Below are 21,993 nucleotides of genomic sequence, written 5' to 3' on the forward strand. Positions count from 1 at the left end.
CGAAAGTTGATTTGATTTCGATCAAGTATTTCGCAGATGTTTTGTCGCTAGAATGGCGACATATTAAACATCCCGTTAAGGAGTTAGAGATGGAGCTATATCTCGATACCGCCGATGTGGCGGCAGTACGTCGTTGGTCACGGATCCTGCCGTTGGCCGGTGTCACCACCAATCCTTCCATTACTGCCGCCGGGGGATTGCCGCTGAGCGAGCTGCTGCCCGCCCTGCGCGACGTACTGGGCCCCAAGGCTCGCCTGTTTGCCCAGGTGATGGCCAAAACCGAAACCGAGATGGTGCGTGAGGCGTTCGCCCTGCGTGAGCTGGACCCGGATCTGGTGATCAAGATCCCGGTATGCGCAGAGGGGCTGGTTGCCATCAAGAGCCTGACCGCCAACGGGGTGCCGACCCTGGGTACGGCTGTCTATACCCCGCTGCAAGGCTGGTTGGCGGCGGTGGCGGGGGCGGAATATGTCGCTCCCTACGTTAACCGGCTGGACGCTCAGGGGGGCGATGGCATCGCCACCGTGCAGGAGCTGCAACAGCTGCTTGAGCTGCACGCACCGAACAGCAAGGTGCTGGCGGCGTCATTCCGCACTCCCCGTCAGGCGCTCGACTGCCTGCTGGCCGGTTGCCAATCCATCACATTGCCGCTCGATGTGGCCGAGCAGTTGCTAAATGTGCCTGCGGTGGATGCGGCATTGGCGAAGTTTGATCAGGATTGGCAGCGCGCTTTCGGTCGCTGATCGCAGTGATAGATGGGGGAGGGTGAAGAGACGCGGGTGATGGGGATTGACCGACTAGACTTGAAAGAGGTGGCCACCTTCGCTGGCTGCCTTGCAGTCTACTGGAGGTATCCCATGAGCGACCATCTGCTGCTCCCCCATGGTGAAGATCTGCGTCGTGCGGTGCGCTGGCTCAGTGAACACCACCTGCACGATATCGCCGCCATTGAAGAGGCCAGCCTGCGTTTTGATCTCTCGCCACTGGATGAAGAGTTTTTGATCCAGCACTGGCTCGACAACCAGCGCCAATCCTGAGGTAAGACTTCAGTGCTCTGTCATTGGACGACAGCCCTTGGCAACAGGGCTAAGGCAGTGGGAGTGTGGGGTAGAAGGCGCGACGGAAGCTATGGCCCTGCTGCCACACCAGATGGCTGGCAGCAAGGTGGCAAGTGGGGTTAAGTGGTCTTTTCCAGGTGGTTTTGGTAAATCTGCTGCCACTTGTCCAGTTCGTTTTCATCACCCTGTTGCTGCCAGAACTCGCAGATGGAACTCGCCATCTCGCATGCCATGGCGTGGTCACCGTCACGGCGACTCATCAGGTATTGCCCCAGCCAGCTTTGATACTGTTTCATTGCACGATCTCCTTATCCATTTAACCTTTGAAATTGCTGCTGTGGGCGGTCCTTCCCGGAGCGCGTTACCACAGCCACTTTCGCCACGCCTGATGGTGATCGGTTGTTTCTATCGCCACACTTACTGTCAATTCTGATAACTGGCGTATAAAAACAGTGCGAAGGTGTTAAAAATTGGCTACCACCTTATCACGAAATGGTGTGAATTGCAGGTTTTGGGGCCAATTGAGTTATAAGCGCAGGGGGGCTATAGCCACGACCTGTGCTGGGGGAACCAGTGAGAAGGGGGATAGGAGCTAGGTGACCCGTTACTGGGTCACCCGGCGGGCTTGCCAGTAGCGGCTGTTCCAGTAGACGTTGTCGAGACGGGAGCGGATAACGCCTTTACTGGTGGAGGCGTGGATAAACTCCCCTGCACCGGTATAGACCCCCACATGGTATTGCTGCCAGCCGGTCTTGAAAAAGACCAGGTCCCCGTGCTGCAGGCGGTAGCGATCCACCGGCTTACCTATGCTGGCCTGGGACTCGGTGGTTCTTGGCAGACTGAAGCCGAGAACCTGGTTGTAGGCGAGTTGGGTGAAGGCGGAGCAGTCGAGCCCGGCGCGGCTGGCACCGCCCATCCGGTAAGGGACACCGCGCCACTGCTGGTAGAAACCATCAAAGGCACTACTCTGCCGGGGGGGCGGAGGCGGCTCCGGCGTGCTGGAGCAGGCGGCCAGCAGCAGGGTCAGCAGGAATAGCGACAGCTTGCGATACATCGGGGCTCTCTTCACAGACATGTTTAACCAATAGCAAAGTACAGCTACTGCTGTGTTCAACCACCTGGTTGTTGGGCCGGAGGTGGTGATGCGACAACTTTTCCATCATAAACAGGGATCTGGCTCCATACCTAGCAGCGGAGCGGAAAAATGCGGCGGGGGCTCAAAAAAAGCCAGCCCGAGGGCTGGCGTCTGCGTTATGAGGCAGGGGTTATCAACGGCTTGAGCAGTTCCGCCAGCTTGTAGAAGGTCTGCACCCGGGTGGTGCTGGGGCGCCAGACCAGTCCGATTTCGCGATAGGGCATCTCCCCGGGGAGCGGGATGGCTACCAGATCGGAGTTGGCGAGAATGCCGGCATCGATGGCCATCTGCGGCAAGAAGGTGGTGCCGAGACCCGCTTCCACCATCTGTACCAGGGTATGCAGGCTGGTAGCGGCGAACGGGTTGATCTTGCTCTTGTCCCGCAAGCTGCATGCGCTCACCGCGTGCTCGGTGAGGCAGTGTTCCCGCTCCAGCAGAAAGATGCTTTGATTCGGCAGCTCTTTATAGTCGAACGGGGTATGCAGACCGGCCGCCATGCTGGCGGGCATCACCATATGGAACGGATCCTGACCAACGGTCTTGCAGTGAAAACCGCCGATCTCGATGGGCAGGGCGAGGATCAGCAGATCGAGCTGCCCCTGCTCCAGCTGCTTGAGCAGGTTGCTGGTGGTGTCTTCGCGCAGCAACAATTCCAGCTCAGGATAGGTCTTGCTGCACACTTTCAGCAGTTTGCTGAGCAGGAAGGGGGCAATAGTGGGAATACAGCCAAGACGGACTGTACCCTGCATCACGCCGCCCTGATGTTGTCCGAGCTCCATCAGATCCCGCGCATCGGAGAGTAAATTGCGAGCTCGCTCGACGATTTCCATGCCGACCGGGGTCATAATGAAGCTCTTGTGGTCCCGTTCCACCAGTTGCAGGCTCATCATGTCCTCCAGCGTCTGGATCCCGGTACTCAGGGTCGACTGGCTGACATGGCAGGCCTTGGCGGCGCGATTGAAGTTCTTGTGCTCGTCGAGAGCAACCAGATATTGCAGCTGTTTGAGGCTGGGCCAACGTTGCATAGAAAAACCCGATTAATGCTATCTATTTAATTTGATTTACTAATCTACCATCGGGTCTATAGTTTGTCGCTTGAATTAGATGGACTTGGCTCTAGGTAGCCCAATCCGCACCGGATTGTTCACTTCACATAAAGAGGAATTGAATATGGTATTGGTAGGCCGTCCCGCACCCGATTTTACTGCCGCAGCTGTTCTGGGCAATGGCGAGATCGTTGATTCATTCAACCTGTCATCCCACATCAAAGGCAAAGCTGCCGTTATCTTCTTCTATCCGCTCGATTTCACCTTCGTCTGCCCGTCCGAGCTGATTGCCTTCGATCACCGCTATGAAGAGTTCCAGAAGCGTGGCGTGGAAGTTATCGGTGTTTCCATCGATTCCCAGTTCTCCCACAACGCATGGCGCAATACCAAAGTGGAAGATGGTGGTATTGGTCAGGTCAAGTACCCGCTGATCGCTGACGTGAAACACGAAATCTGCAAAGCCTATGACGTTGAGCATCCGGAAGCCGGTGTGGCGTTCCGTGGTTCCTTCCTGATCGACAGGAACGGTGTCGTTCGTCACCAGGTGGTCAACGATCTGCCGCTGGGCCGCAACATCGACGAGATGCTGCGCATGGTCGATGCCCTGCAATTCCACGAAGAGCACGGCGAAGTGTGCCCGGCTCAGTGGGAAAAAGGCAAAAAAGGCATGACAGCTTCACCGGATGGCGTGGCCAAGTACCTGTCCGAGAATGCTGACTCCCTGTAATCGGGTCGCACTCCATTTGAAGAACCGGCGCCAAGGCGCCGGTTTTTTTATGTTTGTGATCAGCAGAACCAAGTGATGGCTGCTCAATCAGAGTGGGGTAGCCAGTGGTTAGGCATAAAAAAACGCGCCAATTGGCGCGTTTTGCTATCTGCTTGTGGCTACTCGTCAAAGATCCCGAAGTGATCTTTGGCGAAGTTGACCCGCTGCTCCACGTTCATCTTCACTTGGCCCAGCTTCTCGATGGTCTTGAGATTGGGTACCAGGCCGCGGCCGTTGGCGATCTGGATGGCAAGACCGGGACGGGCGTTGAGCTCCAGCAGCATGGGGCCACGGAACTTGTCCAGCACCATATCGGTGCCGATATAGCCCAGACCCGACATCTCGTAGCAGGAGGCGGCCAGGGTCAGCAGGGTATCCCAGTGGGGCACCTTGAGATCATAGAGGTCAAGGCCGGTATCCGGGTGGTGGCGCAGCGGATTGCCAAACTGCACCGCCCGCAGGGCACGACCGGTACGCAGGCACAGGCCTACCCCCACGGCGCCCTGGTGCAGGTTCGCCTTGCCATCCGAGGCGGCGGTAGAGAGGCGCATCATCGCCATCACCGGGAACCCCTTGAAGATGATGACCCGGGCATCGGGTACCCCTTCGAAGGAGTACCCGTCGAACACATCATCAAAGTTGATGAGGCCTTCCACCAGTGCCACGTCGGGCTTGCCGCCAAGCGAATAGAGCCCCGCCAGAATGTTGGAGACATGACGCTCCAGATCCTGACCGTTGGAGGCACTGCCGTTGGGCTTGTAGAAGAGACCATCTTCCTGACGCAGGATCACCAAGATCCCCTTGCCACCCGAGCCGCGGGCCGGTTTGATACAAAACCCTGGCCAATCCTTGACCAGCTTGGTGATCCGCACCACATCGTGCTGGGCTCGGATGGTACCGATCAGCTCAGGCACGGTGACACCGGCATCCAGCGCGATGCGCTTGGTCTGCAGCTTGTCATCCACCAGCGGGTAGAGGCTGCGCGGATTGTAGCGGCTGATGTAGGAGTGGTTACGCTTGTTCATACCGAGGATGCCTGATTGGGACAGGCTCCACGGGGTGGTGTATTTTTCCCAGAACCACATCTGTTACTTGTCCTTACCCGGGGTGGCGCCTGACTTCATCTCGTCCACCAGCGGCTTGAAGCGCTTCAGTTCGCTCAGCTTGTAGCCGGTGTAGTTACCCATCAACAGCACGGTTGCCATCAGCACCAGCTGCAGACCGAGGAAGTTGAAGGTAAGGTGACGGATCAACTCGTTATCCATGGCCAGATAGGCGATAACGGCGACCAGCAGTGAACCGCCGCCCTGACGCACCACCTCTTTCGGGCCCTCTTCTTCCCACAGGATCGACATACGCTCGATAGTCCAGGAGAGGATGATCATCGGGAAGAAGGTGATCTTCATGCCATCGGTCAGCCCCAGCTTGAAAGCGAACGCCGAGAAGATACCGATCATCGAAATCACCATTATGATGATGGCCGATATTCGGGCAACCAGCAGCAGGTTAAGCCGCGACAGGTAGGAGCGGATGATGAGACCGGTGCCGACAATCAGCAGGAAACCGATGAGACCGGTGACCAGCGAAGTCTGGATAAAGGCGACCGCGATCAGCACCGGCATGAAGGTGCCCGAAGTCTTGATCCCCACCAGAACCCGCAGGAACACCACCATCAGCACGCCTATCGGGATCAGCAGCAAGCCCTTGAACAGGGTCTGCTCTTCCAGCGGCAGGCTATGAATGGAGAAGTTCATCATCTCGGATTTTTCGAACTTCTGGGCCAGTGCCACGTTGACCGGCTGCTCTTGCTCGATCATCGAGAAGCTGACACGGGAGTTGTGACCACCGGTGACATCCAGCAGCGCGCCTGAGTTGTATTCCCACAGTAGCAGGTTGGCAGGACGGCCCTGTTCACCGGTTTGCGGGTTGAACAGCTTGTAGTCGGTCGGGCTGTTGAACACCTGCAGGTAATCCACCAGCTCCTGACGACGGCGGCCATCTTCCAGGTTCAGTGCATGCACCACCCGGGTCGGTACGTCGGCATTGTTGAGCAGCTCGGCGATCAGGTTGGCACGGCTCTTGTTCTTTTTGAGCAGCTCGGCATTTTGCTCCTGCTTCTCGATCTCCTTGATGATCTCGCGAGTCAAGGTGTAGCCATCTGCTGAGCGCTCTTGTGCCCGCTCCACGATCTGTTTCATCGCGGTGGCGTAGGGCTCACTCTCGATCTGCTTCTCGATGGCGGGCGGCTGCGGATTGGCTGCCGGTTTGGCATGGGCATCCGCCATCATGTCGACGCGGTAGTAGAGCTCTTGACGACCGGAAGCGGTGCGAATAGACCACTCGGCGCGGGCGTCGCCATCTTTCTCGACAAAGGAGAGGCCGTAGCCCGGGCTGGCGGCGTTCTCGTTCATCAGGGTGAAACCGGGCTGGGTGCCCGGAATAGCCAGGGATGCGATCACCGGATCACCGGTCGCCTCGAACTCCAGCTTGGCTTCGATGGACCAGATCTGGCGCTTTTCACCGGGGGTGAGCGGCACATCCAACGCGATATGGTGGTAGATCGTCATCCCCAGGCCGACAATGTACAGCAGGGCTACCAGCAAATAGAACGGCTTACGGGAAACCATGGATTATTTCACATCCTTGAGCTTGGGTTTGGGTTGGATATATTCGCGGGCCACATCAACCACGGCGATGTCTTTCAAAAATTCACGACCCAGCAGCACCGGGAAGGTCATGTCGCTACGGTCTTTCAGGGTAAATTCGGCTTTCTCGGTCATGTCACCGATCCGCACTGCCAGACGCACCACCGGACGGCGGTCGAGATCATCAGCAGAGGCCTGACGTACCCGCACATGGCGCACCAGCGGGGCTTCGATCTGGATCTTGTCATCAACATCCTGATGACTCAGGAAGAAGCGCACCCAGTTCTTGCCGTTGCGCTCGAAAATGGTGATCTCCTGAGCGCTGATGGAGGAGGTGGTGGCACCGGTATCCACCCGCGCCTGGAAGGCGTCGTTGGCGGCGTCAACCCAGATCCACTCCGCTTCACCGACCATCAGTTTGCCATCTATGGTGTGGCCCTGAGTGGGGGCAGGGCATTGCTCAGCCGGGAGGGCCATGGGTTTGGGCGGCTCAGCAGGAATCGCGGTGAGCTTGGTATCGAGTTTTTTGACTGACTCTTTCATATTGGTGACATCAGTATTGAGCTGAACCAGCAGGTGCTGTTGCTGCACATAGTGCTTTTGTTGCTGTTCCATGGAGGTTTGCAGGCGCTGCTCGCTCTGGTCGAGTTCGCTACGGAGCTCGGCCAGCGTCAGTACAGGAACCTGAGGCGTTTTTTCCATATTGACACACCCGCCGAGACTAAGCAGGGAGAGCAGGGTCATTCCTTTTAATTTGCTTTTCATGTCATTCATTTAACTGTGCTTCCTGGAATTGGGTCAGTGTAACTTTCTGAATCGCCAGCGGCTAGTCTTTGGCCTTGCGGGCAATCAGGACGGCACGTTTGGGCGCCGGGTGTCCTTCTACCGTGAGTGCCGGATTGTCTGGGTCCAGGTAATCACTCAGGGATTCATTAATCATCCAGTCGGTACGACGCTGTTCGTCGGTGCTGGTCATATTCTCGTCTACAATCCGCACATCGGTGAAGCCGCAACGTTCAACCCACAGCTTGAGGGCGCTACTTGAGGGAATAAACCAGACATTGCGCATTTTGCCGTAGCGATCTGTCGGCACCAATACTTCATTGACGTCACCATCAACCACCAGCGTCTCCAGCACCAGTTCACCATCGTCTTTCAGTTGGTTGCGCAGCTGTTCGATGTGCTCGATGGGGGATTTACGGTGATAGAGCACCCCCATGGAGAAGACGGTGTCAAAGGCGCGCAGCTCAGGCAACTCCTGAATGCCGAGCGGCAACAGGTGGGCGCGCTGATCATTGCCTGCGAAGTGGCGAATGGCTTCGAACTGGCAGAGAAACAGCGGGCTCGGGTCGATGCCGACCGCCAGTTTGGCCCCTTCACCCACCATGCGCCAGAGGTGATAGCCGCTGCCGCAGCCCACATCCAGTACGTAGCGGCCAGCCAACTGGCTGATATGGGGCAGCACCCGATCCCACTTCCAGTCGGAGCGCCACTCGGTATCGATGTGGATGCCGTGCACCGTGAATGGCCCTTTGCGCCAGGGCATGAAGTGGCGCAGCAGGCTCTCGACCTTTTTGCGCTCCCCTTCGCCGAGGCTCTCGGCCGAGCCTATCTCGACCCGGCTTTTCAGCTCGATGTGTCCGGGGGATACCACCGGCAGCTTGTTGAGGGCGCGGTTCCAGCGCGGCAGATCGCCGTGCTGGTTGTCATGTTGCCAGGTGTGCAGCTGGGCGGGCAGGGTATGCAGCCAGTGGCTCAGCCGGTTTTTGGCAATCAGTTGATAGAAGTTGGCAAAGTCGATCATGGCTGGTTGGGCTCGCTGGATTTGATGGCAATCATGGAGCCGAAATTGAAGCACTGGAACCAGAGATCCTGATGAACGAAGCCGGCATCCCGCAGGCGATCACGGTGGGTCTGCAGGCTGTCGGTGCGCATCACGTTCTCAAGGGCGGTGCGCTTCTGGCTGATCTCCAGCTCGCTGTAGCCGTTGGCCCGTTTGAAGTCGAGATGAAGCTCGATCAGCAGCTCGTTGACCGGTTCATCTTCAAAGCGAAACTTCTCGCTCAGGATCAGGATCCCGCCCGGGCGCAGACCATCGTGAATGCGCTGGATCAGAGCAGCCCGCTTCTCCGGCTCGACAAATTGCAGGGTGAAGTTGAGCACCACCACAGAGGCGTTCTCGATCTCGATGTCGCAGATATCCGCTTCCACCAGCTCCACCGGCACTTCGGATTTGAAACCGGAGAGGTGGGCGCGGGCGCGCTCGATCATCGGGTGGGAGAGATCCACCGCGGTGATACGGCAACCGGGCTGGCTGATATGGCGGCGCATTGCTTGGGTCGCGGCCCCCAGTGAACAGCCGAGATCATAGAGTCGGCTCATCGGCTGGGCGTAACGGGCGGCCATCATACCGATGGCGGAGATGATGTTGCTGTAACCCGGCACTGAGCGCTGGATCATATCGGGAAATACGTCGACGACCTGTTCGTCAAAACAGAAATCCCCCAATCGGGCGATCGGGGCGGCAAAAATTTGGTCTTTGGTCTGCATGCTGGCGCAACCTGACAGTCGGGGCATAGCCCGGCTGTATTGTTCAATTGAGTCGTTGGGTGACACCCATCAGAGTAGATTAATCACCTGTTTACGAACGGGGTGGCTGGTCATGAAATCCTTTGGACCGACCCTGTTCGTATGGGTCATGTTCCGGACCCTTACTTGGGGCGGTAGTGTAGAGGATTGATGACCATTTGTCTTGACGCCAGGGCTTACCTCGCCACAAAAAAGCGCTTTTTTTGCCGCAGTTCGATGGCCGCAGAATGGGTTGGCTAAAAGCGCAGCACTCCCTGACGTGCGCGATCGTTTTCCCCCGGCCAGGGGGCCATCTCCTGCTCCAGCAGGCGAGTGATCTGGCGAGCCAGCTCAGGTGCCTGGGCGTTGTCGGCAGTATGTATATAGAGGTAAAGATCCTTGCCCTCCGCGAGCCACTGGCGCCAGTGGGGGAGCCAGCTGGGCAGGAAGGGATGGTTGGCCGCCGGATCCGGCAGGCCGATAAAGCGCACCATGGGGGCTGTGGCAGTCGCCAGCAGATGCACCGGCAGCCGCGGCTTCTTGCCCTGGGCATCGACAAGGGCCGCTGTTGTTGCTTGCACCGAGAAAAGCGGCCGACTGTCGAGCATGATGCGATTCACCCCCTTCTCCATCAGCAGCCGGTTCAATGCCCGTTCGGCCTCCCCCTTGGCGAAGAAGTCGGGGTGGCGTACTTCAATGGCGTAGGTGAACTGTGCCGGCAGCCGCTCGATAAAGGCCGCCAGTCTGGCCAGCCCCTCCGGGCCGAAGCGGGCGGGCAGTTGCAGGGTGAGCAGGCCCAGCTTGTGGTGCAGCGGGGCGAGCAGGCGGATAAAGTCGGCCACTTGCTTATCTGCGCTCACCAGATCGCTCTGGTGGCTGATGGTTTGCGGAAACTTGAAGTTGAAGCGAAAGTGGGCGGGTACCGCATCGGCCCAGCGTTGTACCGTCTCCGCTGTCGGCAGGGCATAGAAGGTGGTGTTACCCTCCACCGAATTGAACACGGTGGCGTAGTGGGCGAGGTGTTCGGCAGGCTTGGCGCCAAGGCCCAGCAACTGGCCGGGCCAGCTGGGGTGGGACCACTGTGGCAGGCCCAAATAGAGGCTCATGGCGGCTATTCTCGTCGGTCTTGGGGCTCGCATGCCCGTTTTTGTCGATTTTTTTGCCACCGAGTGCAAAAAACTGCTGAAAGGAGGCTGCTGGCCATTTTACCCAAAAGGGGGTTTTCCTCTATAATGCCAGCCCTTTTGTTTACCAATTTCTAGTGGCCCATGCCTGTCTACGCAGATCGTTGCGATGTCTGTGGCCCTGAATTGGCAAAACTGCAAAAGCTTTCCGATGCCCCCCTGACCGACTGTCCGGCCTGTAGCAAGCCACATCGGGTCAAGCTGATATCGGCGGCAGGCTTCCGGCTCAAGGGAACCGGATGGTACGAGACTGATTTCAAACCGGGTAAGAAAAGAATCTGGCCAGCTGTGAGACAGACGGTGCTTGCCAGTCGTGCCCGGCGGCCCAAGGTTAACCGTCTCTCTACAATTTCGAAGGAAGAAGTCCATGCGCTCTATCTATTGCGGACAGGTCAATGAGGCCCATGCCGGGCAGACCATTACATTGTGCGGTTGGGTTCATCGTCGTCGTGATCTTGGCGGCCTGATCTTTATCGACATGCGCGACCGGGAAGGGATCGTGCAGGTGTTCTTCGATCCGGACAAGCCGGACGCATTCGCGCTGGCTTCCGAGCTGCGCGGCGAGTTCTGCATCCAGGTGACCGGCGTGGTGCGTACCCGTCCGGACTCCCAACGCAACAGCGACATGGCAACCGGCGCCATCGAAGTGTTCGCTCACGAGCTCAACATCATCAACCGTGCCGAGCCGTTGCCGCTGGACTTCAATCAGGTCAACAGCGAAGAGCAACGTCTCAAGTTCCGTTATCTGGACTTGCGCCGCCCCGAGATGGCCAAGTATCTGAAGACCCGTGCCAAGGCCAGTGCTTTCGTGCGTCGCTTCATGGATGAGCAGGGCTTCCTCGACATCGAGACCCCGATGCTGACCAAGGCGACCCCGGAAGGTGCCCGTGACTATCTGGTACCGAGCCGCGTGCACAAGGGTAAGTTCTACGCCCTGCCGCAATCTCCCCAGCTGTTCAAGCAGTTGCTGATGATGTCCGGCTTCGACCGTTACTACCAGATCGTCAAGTGCTTCCGTGACGAAGACCTGCGTGCCGACCGTCAGCCGGAATTTACCCAGATCGACGTGGAGACCTCCTTCATGACTGCGCCGCAAGTGCGTGAGTTGATGGAAGAGATGATCCGCAAGCTGTGGCAACACGTGCTGGCCGTCGATCTCGGTGACTTCCCGGTGATGACTTTCGATGAAGCCATGCGTCGCTTTGGCTCCGACAAGCCGGATCTGCGTCTGCCGATGGAGCTGGTCGATGTTGCTGATCTGCTGACTGCAGTTGAGTTTGCGGTGTTCGCTGGCCCTGCCAACGACCCGAAAGGCCGCGTAGCAGCCCTGAAAGTGCCGGGCGGCGCCGAGCTGTCCCGCAAGCAGATCGACGAGTACACCAAGTTTGTCGGCATCTACGGTGCCAAGGGCCTGGCCTGGATGAAGGTCAACGAAGCCGCGAATGGCCTCGAAGGTGTGCAGTCTCCGGTTGCCAAGTTCCTCTCCGACGCCATCGTGCGCGAGATCCTGGCCCGTACCGGTGCCGCTGATGGCGACATCATCTTCTTTGGCGCTGACAGCAAGAAAGTAGTCTGTGATGCCATGGGCGCCCTGCGCCTGAAAGTGGGTCGCGATCTGGGTCTGCTGGAGAACAGCTGGAAGCCGTTGTGGGTCATCGATTTCCCGATGTTTGAAGAAGACAGTGAAGGTGGTCTGGCCGCCATGCACCACCCGTTCACCGCCCCGAGCAACATGGGCCCGAGCGATCTGAAAGCCAGCCCGCTGAGTGCTTACGCCAACGCCTACGACATGGTGATCAACGGCTATGAAGTGGGTGGCGGTTCTGTCCGTATCCACAACAGCGAGATGCAGGCCACCGTGTTCGACATCCTGGGCATTACCCCGGCCGAGCAGCGCCTGAAGTTTGGCTTCCTGCTGGATGCGCTGAAATACGGTACCCCGCCGCACGCCGGTCTGGCCTTCGGTCTGGATCGTCTCAGCATGCTGCTGACCGGTACTGAAAACATTCGGGACGTGATTGCCTTCCCGAAAACCACTGCGGCTGCCTGTCTGATGACTGACGCCCCCAGCCTTGCCAACGCAGCCCAGCTGGGTGAATTGGCGATTGCAACTACCGTCAAGGGCGACGAGTAAGCCGCTACCGGCAGCAAAGGCCGCCACAGGTGGCCTTTCTCTCCCCTTTGGTGAGCAATGAAGTGTGTTACTGACATTTAAAAAATAACGGAGAATCTCTATGGCAGGTCACAGCAAATGGGCCAACATCAAACACCGTAAGGCTGCGCAAGATGCCAAGCGGGGCAAGATCTTCACCAAACTGATCCGGGAAATCACCACTTCCGCCCGGATCGGTGATCCTGACCCGGCCAACAACCCGCGCCTGCGTGCGGCGGTGACTGCCGCCCTGACCAGCAACATGACCCGCGAGACCATCAACCGCGCCATCGCGCGTGGGGCCGGTGGTGGTGATGGTGAGCAGCTGGAAACCATCGTCTATGAAGGTTACGGTCCGGCTGGATCTGCCGTGATGGTCGAGTGCCTGACAGACAACCGGAACCGGACTGTTGCCGAAGTGCGTCATGCCTTCAGCAAGAGTGGCGGTAACCTGGGTACCGACGGCTCCGTCGCCTATCTGTTCAGCAAGAAAGGGCTGCTGACCTTCGTCGGTGCCGATGAAGATGCATTGATGGATGCGGCACTGGAAGCTGGCGCCGATGACGTGGTCACCGAAGAGGATGGTTCCATCGAGGTGTACACCAGCCCGAACGATTTCGGTACCGTGCTGGATGCGCTGGAAGCGGCGGGTTTCAAGGCGGCTAACGCCGAAGTGACTATGATCCCCTCTACCGAAGCCGAGCTGGATGCGGAAACCGCTCCCAAGCTGATGCGTCTGATCGACATGCTGGAAGATCTGGACGATGTGCAAGAGGTGTATCACAACGGCTCCATCTCCGATGAAGTTGCAGCGACCCTCTGATCGCTGAATTGTGCTCTCCCAATGGCGGCCATCTGGCTGCCATTTTTTTATCTTTGCATCGGTGAAACCGCTGACGAGTCGTTTGATTCACCAATGCAACACTTCTCTTCGCTCAATACTTTTCCCGCCTCATCTACGTCTTACCATTTCACGGATCCTGTTGGCTGGTCAGCCCGACACGCTAGCGGGGTTGCGTTACGTGATCATGGTATGGCTCCTCTTATCCGGTTTATCAGGCGAGCGGCTCTTTAGGTGGAGTTGACGGCTCGCGCCTGCCAGTAGGCAGATTGCTCCGTGTACAGGATGTCCGAGGTGATTGTCGATGGCCTTGTTGTCACGGTGCGGCAATCAATGCTGAGCCATTGCCTGGATGTTGCTATCGGATGATTGGCTAGACGCTGGGTGTGCAGGTTGGTCGGGAGAGGGGATGGTTTGCACTACAACAATATGCAGGGGGAGAGGAGGGGGAGTGATGAGTTGCAGGCAGATAAAAAAAGCCCGCGCATGGCGCGGGCTTGTGATCTCAGGGCTGGTTATCAGGCCTTGGATTTTTTCTTGGTATCAACCTTGGCTTCAACCGGGGCAGCGGCGGCAGGAGCAGCGGCAGCGCCTTCGGTGAACGGACGACCGTAGTAGGTATCCATCAGGATGGCTTTCAGCTCTGTGATCAGCGGGTAGCGCGGGTTGGCACCGGTGCACTGGTCATCGAAGGCTTCCAGCGCCAGCTGGTCAACCTTGGCCAGGAAGTCAGCTTCGTTCACGCCAGCTTCACGGATGGAAGCAGGGATGCCCAGAGTGGCTTTCAACTCATCCAGCCAGGCCAGCAGCTTCTCGATCTTGGCAGCGGTACGGTCGCCAGCAGCAGTCAGACCCAGGTGGTCAGCCACTTCGGCATAACGACGGCGAGCTTGCGGACGGTCGTACTGGGAGAACGCAGTCTGCTTGGTCGGGTTGTCGTTGGCGTTGTAACGGATCACGTTGCTGATCAGCAGGGCGTTAGCCAGGCCGTGCGGAATGTGGAATTCAGCACCCAGTTTGTGCGCCATGGAGTGGCAGACACCCAGGAAGGCGTTGGCGAACGCGATACCGGCGATGGTGGCAGCATTGTGCACCTTCTCGCGAGCAACCGGATCGTTGGCACCATTCTGGTAGCTGGACGGCAGGTACTCTTTCAGCAGCTTCAGCGCTTGCAGTGCCTGGCCATCGGAGTATTCGTTAGCCAGTACGGAAACGTAGGCTTCCATGGCATGAGTGACCGCATCCACACCACCGAAGGCGCACAGGGACTTGGGCATGTTCATGACCAGGTTGGCATCCACGATAGCCATGTTCGGGGTCAGCTCGTAGTCAGCCAGCGGGTACTTCATGCCGGTGGCGTCGTCGGTTACTACCGCAAACGGGGTGACTTCAGAACCGGTACCGGAAGTGGTAGTGATACAGACCAGTTCGGCCTTCACGCCCATTTTCGGGAACTTGTAGATACGCTTGCGGATGTCCATAAAGCGCATGGCCAGATCTTCGAACGCAGTATCCGGGTGCTCGTACATGACCCACATGATCTTGGCTGCATCCATCGGTGAACCACCACCCAGTGCCAGGATAACGTCCGGCTTGAAGGAGTTGGCCATCTCGGCGCCCTTGCGGACGATGGACAGGGTCGGGTCAGCTTCTACTTCGTAGAATACTTCCACTTCCATGTTCAGCTTCTTGAGCAGACGAACCACGTCATCGGCATAGCCGTTGTTGAACAGGAAGCGGTCGGTAACAACCATTGCACGCTTTTTGCCTTCCAGGTCGCCCAAGGCGATCGGCAGGGAGCCACGACGGAAATAGATGGATTTCGGAAGTTTGTGCCACAGCATATTTTCTGCCCGTTTTGCGACTGTCTTCTTGTTGATCAGGTGCTTGGGACCGACGTTCTCGGAGATGGAGTTACCACTCCAGGAGCCGCAACCCAGGGTCAGGGAAGGAGCAAGAGCAAAGTTGTACAGGTCACCGATACCACCCTGGGTGGAAGGGGTGTTGATCAGGATACGAGCGGTCTTCATCTTGTCGCCGAAGTATCTGATGCGGTCCTGATTGCGATCCTGGTCGGTGTACAGACCTGAGGTGTGACCGATACCACCGATGTTGACCATGGTGCAGGCCATCTCGACAGCGTCTTCAAAATTCTTGGCGCGGAACATACCCAGGGTCGGGGAGAGCTTCTCATGAGCGAACTCATCTTCAGCGCACAATTCCAAGCCTTCACCGATCAGGATCTTGGTGGTGGCAGGCACAGTCACACCGGCCATGGCGGCGATCTTGGTGGCTGGCTGACCGACGATATCTGCGTTCAGTGCGCCGTTAATCAGCAGCACTTTACGTACCTTGTCCGCTTCATCTTTGGACAGGATGTAGCCATCGTGGTTGGAGAAACGCTCTTTCACCTGGTTGTAGATGGAGTCAACGACGATAACGGCTTGCTCGGAAGCACAGACCACACCGTTGTCGAAGGTTTTGGACATCAGGATAGAGGCGACAGCACGCTTCACATCAGCGGTTTCGTCGATAACGATTGGCACGTTACCGGCACCTACACCGATAGCAGGCTTACCGGAAGAGTAAGCGGCTTTCACCATGCCCGGGCCACCGGTGGCCAGGATCAGGTTGATGTCGTTGTGCTTCATCAGTGCGTTAGACAGCTCAACAGACGGTTGATCGATCCAGCCGATGATGTCTTTCGGTGCACCGGCGGCAACAGCTGCATCCAGTACCAGCTTGGCAGCGGTATTGGTGGAGTTCTTGGCACGGGGGTGCGGGGAGAAGATGATGGCGTTACGAGTCTTCAGGGAGATCAAAGATTTGAAGATCGCGGTAGCGGTCGGGTTGGTGGTCGGAACGATACCGCAGATGATACCTACCGGCTCGGCGATGATCATGGTGCCCATCTCGTCATCCTGGCTCAGGATGCCGCAGGTCTTCTCATCTTTGTATGCGTTATAGATGTATTCGGAAGCGAAGTGGTTCTTGATAACCTTGTCTTCGATTATACCCATGCCTGATTCAGCCACGGCCATTTGAGCCAGGGGAATACGAGCATTACTGGCGGCCAGGGCGGCTGCACGGAAAACCTTGTCTACCTGCTCTTGCGAGAAGCTGGCGAATTCACGCTGGGCTTCTTTAACGCGGGCGACCATTGCATCCAGTTCAGCCAAGTTGGTTACTGCCATGTTTATCTCCTGATTATTTGAAAACTGTTTAGTAAGACGTTGGCAATGCCCGGCAATTATAGACCCTCTGTCAAATAGCGAATGACCATAACGGGGTATTTACATGCCTTACTAAATTGCTTTCCGAGTCGATTATAGAGCTGTGTTGGTCCATAAAAACTTGATCTGGATCATGTGTAACAAAAGAACAAAAGAAATTTTATTTCATCATCCGTGTGTGAGGGATGTTACAGGAGGGGGGATTGTAGCGGAAGTGAAATGAGTTGTAATGAAAAGGTTTTTAGGCTCATTAATCATGTGGTTAATGATCTTTTTAAGAGGGTGTTACGGCTATTTCCTCCCGTTAAAGTTAACCATTTTGATTTTTACAGGGTTGCGATGTCGGGGTTGTGCGCAAATCTCCAGCAAGTGTTGCGTAAATGGTTGTTGTTTTAATCCGTGGTAAATTTTGATTGTGATGAAGTTGTAACTGACGTTGTGGCGGCCTTACCTGGTGGGGTGTAGCGAGCAGAATGACCCCTGTATCACCGAGATCATAACGGTTGTGACTCTCCTCTGTTGGGCAACGCAGAGTCACTCGGTGCAACCAGGCTCGCTGAACTGGGAGGCACCGGCGGCGCTAGCGGTGGTTGTCAGCAATGTGCCTGTCTTGTTGTTACCTACTCTCTGGCTAAGGCGCATCTTCTTGCCACTTTATCCCGTGTTGATTGCAATCATTAGGTGAACTCACCAACAATCACCCGCATAAGTGTGATGATTTGATTGGTGCCCGCTCTGGCTATGATGTAAATTTACGCACGAAATTAATGGATTGGCCCGACGGGCCCGTAACACTATTGGAAGGCGCCTATGGCAGCAATTGACGTCTCTTTGTATCTGAAGTTTTTTGTCGGTTTGTTCGCAATTATCAATCCGCTTGGTCTGTTGCCGGTGTTTGTCAGCCTGACCAGCCACCATACCCAGGCCGAGCGGATGAAGACCAACACCACCGCCAATATCGCGGTGATGGTGATCCTGCTGGTCTCCATGTATATGGGGCAGCTGATCCTCGATGGTTTTGGCATCTCGCTGGCGTCGTTTCGCATTGCTGGCGGTTCGCTGATCACCCTGATCGCCTGGTCGATGCTGCAGGGCAAGCTGGGCGAGGTAAAGCACAACAAACAGGAGAAAGGAGAGCTGGCGGTGCGGGAATCCATCGCCGTGGTGCCGTTGGCACTGCCGCTAATGGCGGGCCCCGGTGCCATCTCCTCAGTCATCGTCTATGCCAGCCAGAGCCACTGGCAGCAGCTGCTCGGCATGTCGGTGGTGGTGGTGGTCTTTTCGTTCTGCTCCTGGCTTATCTTCCGTGCCGCGCCCTTGCTGTTCAAGATCATGGGCAATACCGGGATCAACGTGGTGACCCGTATCATGGGTCTTATCATGATGTCCCTTGGTATCGAGATCATGGTGGCCGGCATCAAGGGGGTTTTCCCTAGCTTGATGTGAGCCAGCTCTGTTTTATCAAAGCCGGTCCTCGTGACCGGCTTTTTATTGGTTGCTTTTTGCCCGGTTTTTTCTAGAATCGGTCGTTTGTATAAAAAACGAGCTTTGAGGCGGTGTTTTAATACTGAAAAATAGCGCCGAAGCTGATTTTTTGACCAGAAAAGGCCGATTACCCTGACAATATCTGTTGCATTATCGCAATTGGCAGGGAATTATGCTGGGAGCGGGTTTCGACCCCGTCACTTTAGTAAATGCATGGAATGTTCTTGTTGGAGTAGGGAAATGACTCATAAAAAAACAATTATTAACACAGTTCTGATGGCTGCCCTGTTTGGTGGCATCAATGTGGCACAGGCTGCCGATGTTCCGGCGGGAACCAAGCTGGCGGATGTCCAGCAACTGGTAAAGGGTAATGGCTCAGAGCCTGCCACCCTTGACCCGCACAAGACCGAAGGAACGGTCGAATCCAATATTCTGCGCGACCTGTTCGAGGGTCTCGTTGCTTCCGGCCCGAAAGGGGAAATTCTCCCAGCGGTGGCTGAATCCTGGGAAACCAAGGATAACAAGCACTTCGTGTTCCACCTGCGCAAAGATGCCAAGTGGTCCAACGGTGATCCGGTTACCGCCCACGACTTCGAATTCGCCTTTAAACGCGCCGTTGATCCGAAAACCGCCTCTCCTTACTCCTGGTATCTGGAGATCCCGACCATCCTCAACGCCAGTGAGATCATTACCGGCAAGAAGCCGTCTGATACCTTGGGTGTGAAGGCGGTTGATGACTACACCTTCGAAGTTCAGCTTGAAAAAGCGATCCCCTATTTCGTCAGTATGCTTTCCCACACCACTACCTATCCGGTACCGAAGAAGGTGATCGAGAAGTTTGGTGACAAGTGGACCCAGCCGGAAAATATGGTGTCCAACGGTGCCTATGCGTTGAAGAGTTGGGTCGTGAACGAACGCGTCGAAGTGGAGCGCAACAAGCACTACTGGAACGATGGCAAGACAGTGATCAACAAGGTGGTTTATCTGCCAATCCAGTCTACCAACGCCGATCTCAGCCGCTATCTGGCGGGCGAAGTGGACATCACCTATCAGATGCCCATCGAGCGCTTCAAGCAGATGAAGAAAGAGAAGCCGGACGAGCTGAAAGTGACCGGTTATGTCGGGACCTATTACTACCAGTACAACGTCAAGAAGAAGCCGTTTGATGACGTGCGTGTCCGTACCGCGCTCTCCTATGCCATCAACCGTGACGTAATTGCCGACAAGGTGATGGGTCAGGGTCAGACACCGGGTTATACCTTGGTACCGGACTTCGTCGATGGTTTCAAACCGGTTGCCCCCGAGTGGTCGAAGATGACTCAGGCCGAGCGTGATGCCAAGGCCAAGGCGCTGCTGGAAGAGGCTGGTTTCGATGCCAGCAAACCGCTGAAGTTCGAGCTGCTCTACAACACCGACGACAACCACAAGAAAGTGGCTGTGGCCGTTGCCTCCATGTGGAAGAAGCTGGGTGTGCAGGTGAGCCTGGTTAACCAGGAGTGGAAAACTTATCTGGAAACCAAGAAACAGGGCCAGTTTGATGTGGGCCGTGCCGGCTGGATTGCCGACTACAACGAAGCCTCTTCCATGCTGGATCTGATGCAGACCACTCACGGTAACAACGATGGCAAGTACTCCAATCCGGAGTTCGACAAGCTGATGGATTCGTCTCGTGATCAGGTTGATGTGGCGGCTCGCAACAAGCTCTACGTCCAGGGCGAAGAGATCCTGGCCAAAGACATGCCGATTGCGCCTATCTACCAGTATGTGACGGCTCGGATGGTGAAACCTTTTGTGGGCGGTTACCCTGCCAACCCGCTGGATAACCTCTACAGCAAAGATATGTACATCATTGCTCACTGATTTAAAGCAACAAGTCGCATAACAAGCAGGGCCCGCCAGACGGCGGGCCTTTATTACAACCGCGACCATTTGGAAGCAGTTCAGGACAGGTAATGTCTATGTTGAAATTCATTTTTAAACGGCTATTGGAAGCGATCCCGACTCTGCTAGTCTTGATCACCGTCTCGTTCTTCATGATGCGTTTCGCCCCGGGTAACCCCTTTACCAGCGAGCGTTCACTGCCTCCCGAAGTCATTGCCAACATCGAGGCCAAATACGGGCTCGACAAACCCATTGGCATGCAATATCTCACCTACCTGGGCAACCTGGTGCAGGGGGATCTGGGGCCCTCTTTCAAATATAAAGATTTCACCGTCAATGATCTGGTGAGCCAGGCACTGCCTGTTTCAGCCAAGATCGGGGCGGCTGCGTTCTTTTTCGCCGTGTTGCTGGGGGTTACCTTAGGTACCATTGCAGCCTTGAAACAGAACACCATTATTGACTATCTGTTGATGTCGTCGGCGATGGCCGGGGTGGTGATCCCGGGCTTTGTGCTGGCGCCTTTGCTGGTGCTGTTTTTCAGTATCTATCTGGGCTGGTTCCCAGCCGGTGGCTGGCAGGGTGGCGGCATCCAGTTTATGGTGTTGCCGGTGTTCGGCATGATGATGTACTACATCTCCGCCATCTCGCGGATCATGCGAGGCAGCATGATCGAAACCATGAATGCCAACTTCATCCGTACCGCCCGCGCCAAGGGATTGCCGCTGCGCCACATCATCCTCAAACACGCGCTGCGTCCGGCCATGCTGCCGGTGGTCTCCTATCTGGGCCCGGCATTTGTCGGCATCATCACCGGTTCTGTGGTGATCGAGACCATCTTCGGCTTGCCGGGGATTGGCCAGCTGTTCGTCAACGGTGCCCTTAACCGTGATTACTCCATGGTGCTCGGTCTGACCATTCTGGTCGGCGCCCTCACCATCACCTTTAACGCTGTGGTCGATATTCTCTATGCCTTTATCGATCCCAAGATCCGTTACTAATTCGGGAGTTCATCATGGTTGTTTCAACTGAAAAACGTGACGCCGTTGACGCGTTCGCGCAAAAAGTGGAAGTGGTGGAGGGTCGCTCCCTGTGGAAGGATGCCCGCCGCCGTTTCCTGCGTAACAGGGCGGCACTGACCAGCCTGATTATATTGACCATCATCGGGCTGGCCGTCATCTTCGGGCCCTATCTGTCTCAGTACACCTTTGACGATCCGGACTGGAACGCGATGCAGTCACCGCCAGATATGGAGGCGGGTCACTACTTCGGTACCGACAGTCTGGGGCGGGATCTGTTCGTGCGTACCCTGCTCGGTGGCCGTATTTCGCTGATGGTTGGCATCATGGGCGCCGTGGTGGCGGTGATCATCGGCACCTTGTATGGTGCGGCTTCCGGCTTTATCGGTGGTCGGGTCGATAGCCTGATGATGCGCATTCTTGAGATCCTCAACGCCTTCCCCTTCATGTTCTTCGTGATCATGCTGGTGACCTTCTTCGGCCGCAATCTGGCGCTGATCTTTATCGCCATCGGCGCGGTGAGCTGGCTCGACATGGCGCGGATTGTGCGAGGTCAGACCCTGAGCCTCAAGAGCAAGGAGTTTATCGAGGCGGCCCACGTCTGTGGCGTCTCCAAGTGGAAGATCATCACCCGTCACATAGTCCCTAACGTGCTTGGTATCGTGGCCGTTTATGCCACTTTGCTGGTGCCGGGGATGATCATGTTTGAATCCTTCCTCAGTTTCCTGGGCCTTGGGGTTCAGGAACCGATGACCAGCTGGGGTGCCCTGCTGGATGAAGGCTCCAAGTCGATGGAAGTGGCCATCTGGCAACTGCTGTTCCCCGCCTGCTTTATGGTGGTGACCCTGTTTTGCTTCAACTTCCTCGGGGATGGTCTGCGTGACGCCCTCGATCCGAAGGATCGCTAAGAAAGCGGCGAAGGGCCGTTAATCGCGTCCAATGGATCGACAGGAAAGCATCACGAAAGATCGATAAGGAGTTTT

Annotated in this window: 20 protein-coding genes; 10 read left to right on the plus strand and 10 right to left on the minus strand. The window is 56.5% G+C overall.

Annotated features, from left to right (window positions below):
* Positions 1-89 precede the first annotated feature (89 nt).
* Positions 90-743, plus strand: a complete 654-nt coding sequence (gene fsa / locus BN1135_RS11820; protein WP_042021304.1) for a fructose-6-phosphate aldolase — start codon at positions 90-92, stop codon at positions 741-743.
* A 114-nt stretch (positions 744-857) separates the two neighbouring features.
* Positions 858-1,037: a hypothetical protein gene (locus tag BN1135_RS11825; protein WP_042021305.1), complete on the plus strand. Its 180-nt coding sequence runs from the start codon at positions 858-860 to the stop codon at positions 1,035-1,037.
* A gap of 140 nt (positions 1,038-1,177) precedes the next feature.
* Here the strand turns inward: BN1135_RS11825 and BN1135_RS22150 are convergent, their stop codons facing one another.
* From BN1135_RS22150 to BN1135_RS11835, 3 genes are all read right to left on the minus strand, one after another.
* Positions 1,178-1,354, minus strand: a complete 177-nt coding sequence (locus BN1135_RS22150; RefSeq protein ID WP_005337704.1) for a hypothetical protein — start codon at positions 1,352-1,354, stop codon at positions 1,178-1,180.
* A 308-nt stretch (positions 1,355-1,662) separates the two neighbouring features.
* Complete coding sequence (locus BN1135_RS11830; protein ID WP_042021306.1) at positions 1,663-2,112, minus strand: C40 family peptidase; 450 nt, start codon at positions 2,110-2,112, stop codon at positions 1,663-1,665.
* Positions 2,113-2,309: 197 nt separating this feature from the next.
* Positions 2,310-3,218, minus strand: coding sequence for a hydrogen peroxide-inducible genes activator (locus tag BN1135_RS11835; protein WP_042021308.1), 909 nt, complete (start codon positions 3,216-3,218; stop codon positions 2,310-2,312).
* Positions 3,219-3,363: 145 nt separating this feature from the next.
* On the opposite strand from BN1135_RS11835, the gene BN1135_RS11840 reads away from it, so the two are divergent.
* Complete coding sequence (locus BN1135_RS11840) at positions 3,364-3,966, plus strand: peroxiredoxin C (protein ID WP_042021310.1); 603 nt, start codon at positions 3,364-3,366, stop codon at positions 3,964-3,966.
* Between the two features lie 158 nt (positions 3,967-4,124).
* On the opposite strand, the gene BN1135_RS11845 is transcribed toward BN1135_RS11840, so the two are convergent.
* The 6 genes from BN1135_RS11845 to BN1135_RS11870 form a co-directional block, all read right to left on the minus strand.
* A complete protein-coding gene (locus BN1135_RS11845) occupies positions 4,125-5,090 on the minus strand; it encodes an alpha-L-glutamate ligase-like protein (RefSeq protein ID WP_042021312.1) in 966 nt (321 codons plus the stop codon).
* 3 nt (positions 5,091-5,093) lie between these two features.
* Positions 5,094-6,632 (minus strand): inactive transglutaminase family protein, encoded by a 1,539-nt coding sequence (locus tag BN1135_RS11850; protein ID WP_042021314.1) that lies wholly within the window; start codon positions 6,630-6,632, stop codon positions 5,094-5,096.
* Between the two features lie 3 nt (positions 6,633-6,635).
* The gene (locus tag BN1135_RS11855; protein ID WP_042021316.1) at positions 6,636-7,424 is read right to left on the minus strand and encodes an ATP-dependent zinc protease family protein; all 789 of its coding nucleotides are present in this window, start codon (positions 7,422-7,424) and stop codon (positions 6,636-6,638) included.
* A gap of 52 nt (positions 7,425-7,476) precedes the next feature.
* Entirely contained in the window at positions 7,477-8,454 is a 978-nt protein-coding gene (gene cmoB, locus BN1135_RS11860; protein ID WP_042021318.1) for a tRNA 5-methoxyuridine(34)/uridine 5-oxyacetic acid(34) synthase CmoB, read from the minus strand.
* The gene (gene cmoA, locus BN1135_RS11865; RefSeq protein WP_042021320.1) at positions 8,451-9,200 is read right to left on the minus strand and encodes a carboxy-S-adenosyl-L-methionine synthase CmoA; all 750 of its coding nucleotides are present in this window, start codon (positions 9,198-9,200) and stop codon (positions 8,451-8,453) included. Before cmoA ends, cmoB begins: the two co-directional genes overlap by 4 nt.
* Before the next feature lie 275 nt (positions 9,201-9,475).
* A complete protein-coding gene (locus tag BN1135_RS11870) occupies positions 9,476-10,324 on the minus strand; it encodes a DUF72 domain-containing protein (RefSeq protein WP_042021321.1) in 849 nt (282 codons plus the stop codon).
* 162 nt (positions 10,325-10,486) lie between these two features.
* On the opposite strand from BN1135_RS11870, the gene BN1135_RS21605 reads away from it, so the two are divergent.
* The 3 genes from BN1135_RS21605 to BN1135_RS11880 all read left to right on the plus strand — a co-directional run bounded on the left by BN1135_RS21605 (position 10,487) and on the right by BN1135_RS11880 (position 13,377).
* A complete protein-coding gene (locus BN1135_RS21605; protein WP_204787380.1) occupies positions 10,487-10,801 on the plus strand; it encodes an FmdB family zinc ribbon protein in 315 nt (104 codons plus the stop codon).
* Entirely contained in the window at positions 10,770-12,536 is a 1,767-nt protein-coding gene (aspS, locus tag BN1135_RS11875) for an aspartate--tRNA ligase (protein WP_042021322.1), read from the plus strand. The genes BN1135_RS21605 and aspS overlap by 32 nt, the downstream gene beginning before the upstream one ends.
* 100 nt (positions 12,537-12,636) lie before the next feature.
* The gene (locus tag BN1135_RS11880) at positions 12,637-13,377 is read left to right on the plus strand and encodes a YebC/PmpR family DNA-binding transcriptional regulator (RefSeq protein WP_042021324.1); all 741 of its coding nucleotides are present in this window, start codon (positions 12,637-12,639) and stop codon (positions 13,375-13,377) included.
* A 536-nt stretch (positions 13,378-13,913) separates the two neighbouring features.
* On the opposite strand, the gene adhE is transcribed toward BN1135_RS11880, so the two are convergent.
* The gene (gene adhE / locus BN1135_RS11885; RefSeq protein ID WP_042021325.1) at positions 13,914-16,589 is read right to left on the minus strand and encodes a bifunctional acetaldehyde-CoA/alcohol dehydrogenase; all 2,676 of its coding nucleotides are present in this window, start codon (positions 16,587-16,589) and stop codon (positions 13,914-13,916) included.
* Between the two features lie 849 nt (positions 16,590-17,438).
* Here adhE and BN1135_RS11890 point away from each other — a divergent pair.
* From BN1135_RS11890 to oppC, 4 genes are all read left to right on the plus strand, one after another.
* Positions 17,439-18,074, plus strand: coding sequence for a YchE family NAAT transporter (locus tag BN1135_RS11890; RefSeq protein ID WP_005337678.1), 636 nt, complete (start codon positions 17,439-17,441; stop codon positions 18,072-18,074).
* A 279-nt stretch (positions 18,075-18,353) separates the two neighbouring features.
* The gene (locus BN1135_RS11895; protein WP_042021327.1) at positions 18,354-19,973 is read left to right on the plus strand and encodes an ABC transporter substrate-binding protein; all 1,620 of its coding nucleotides are present in this window, start codon (positions 18,354-18,356) and stop codon (positions 19,971-19,973) included.
* Between the two features lie 98 nt (positions 19,974-20,071).
* The gene (gene oppB / locus BN1135_RS11900) at positions 20,072-20,992 is read left to right on the plus strand and encodes an oligopeptide ABC transporter permease OppB (RefSeq protein ID WP_042021329.1); all 921 of its coding nucleotides are present in this window, start codon (positions 20,072-20,074) and stop codon (positions 20,990-20,992) included.
* A 14-nt stretch (positions 20,993-21,006) separates the two neighbouring features.
* Positions 21,007-21,918 (plus strand): oligopeptide ABC transporter permease OppC, encoded by a 912-nt coding sequence (oppC, locus tag BN1135_RS11905; protein ID WP_042021331.1) that lies wholly within the window; start codon positions 21,007-21,009, stop codon positions 21,916-21,918.
* Positions 21,919-21,993: the final 75 nt, after the last annotated feature.

It is taken from the genome of Aeromonas sobria (assembly GCF_000820145.1).
In the GTDB taxonomy this organism is placed as follows: domain Bacteria; phylum Pseudomonadota; class Gammaproteobacteria; order Enterobacterales; family Aeromonadaceae; genus Aeromonas; species Aeromonas sobria.

Coding starts and splice junctions, on each gene's coding strand:
- BN1135_RS22150 (WP_005337704.1), bottom strand. CDS start 1,354: ATGAAACAGTATCAAAGCTGGCTGGGGCAATACCTGATGAGTCGCCGT.
- oppB (WP_042021329.1), top strand. CDS start 20,072: ATGTTGAAATTCATTTTTAAACGGCTATTGGAAGCGATCCCGACTCTG.
- BN1135_RS11870 (WP_042021321.1), bottom strand. CDS start 10,324: ATGAGCCTCTATTTGGGCCTGCCACAGTGGTCCCACCCCAGCTGGCCC.
- BN1135_RS21605 (WP_204787380.1), top strand. CDS start 10,487: ATGCCTGTCTACGCAGATCGTTGCGATGTCTGTGGCCCTGAATTGGCA.
- BN1135_RS11880 (WP_042021324.1), top strand. CDS start 12,637: ATGGCAGGTCACAGCAAATGGGCCAACATCAAACACCGTAAGGCTGCG.
- BN1135_RS11850 (WP_042021314.1), bottom strand. CDS start 6,632: ATGGTTTCCCGTAAGCCGTTCTATTTGCTGGTAGCCCTGCTGTACATT.
- BN1135_RS11830 (WP_042021306.1), bottom strand. CDS start 2,112: ATGTATCGCAAGCTGTCGCTATTCCTGCTGACCCTGCTGCTGGCCGCC.
- aspS (WP_042021322.1), top strand. CDS start 10,770: ATGCGCTCTATCTATTGCGGACAGGTCAATGAGGCCCATGCCGGGCAG.
- BN1135_RS11845 (WP_042021312.1), bottom strand. CDS start 5,090: ATGTGGTTCTGGGAAAAATACACCACCCCGTGGAGCCTGTCCCAATCA.
- adhE (WP_042021325.1), bottom strand. CDS start 16,589: ATGGCAGTAACCAACTTGGCTGAACTGGATGCAATGGTCGCCCGCGTT.
- BN1135_RS11895 (WP_042021327.1), top strand. CDS start 18,354: ATGACTCATAAAAAAACAATTATTAACACAGTTCTGATGGCTGCCCTG.
- BN1135_RS11840 (WP_042021310.1), top strand. CDS start 3,364: ATGGTATTGGTAGGCCGTCCCGCACCCGATTTTACTGCCGCAGCTGTT.
- BN1135_RS11835 (WP_042021308.1), bottom strand. CDS start 3,218: ATGCAACGTTGGCCCAGCCTCAAACAGCTGCAATATCTGGTTGCTCTC.
- cmoB (WP_042021318.1), bottom strand. CDS start 8,454: ATGATCGACTTTGCCAACTTCTATCAACTGATTGCCAAAAACCGGCTG.
- fsa (WP_042021304.1), top strand. CDS start 90: ATGGAGCTATATCTCGATACCGCCGATGTGGCGGCAGTACGTCGTTGG.
- cmoA (WP_042021320.1), bottom strand. CDS start 9,200: ATGCAGACCAAAGACCAAATTTTTGCCGCCCCGATCGCCCGATTGGGG.
- BN1135_RS11855 (WP_042021316.1), bottom strand. CDS start 7,424: ATGAATGACATGAAAAGCAAATTAAAAGGAATGACCCTGCTCTCCCTG.
- BN1135_RS11890 (WP_005337678.1), top strand. CDS start 17,439: ATGGCAGCAATTGACGTCTCTTTGTATCTGAAGTTTTTTGTCGGTTTG.
- oppC (WP_042021331.1), top strand. CDS start 21,007: ATGGTTGTTTCAACTGAAAAACGTGACGCCGTTGACGCGTTCGCGCAA.
- BN1135_RS11825 (WP_042021305.1), top strand. CDS start 858: ATGAGCGACCATCTGCTGCTCCCCCATGGTGAAGATCTGCGTCGTGCG.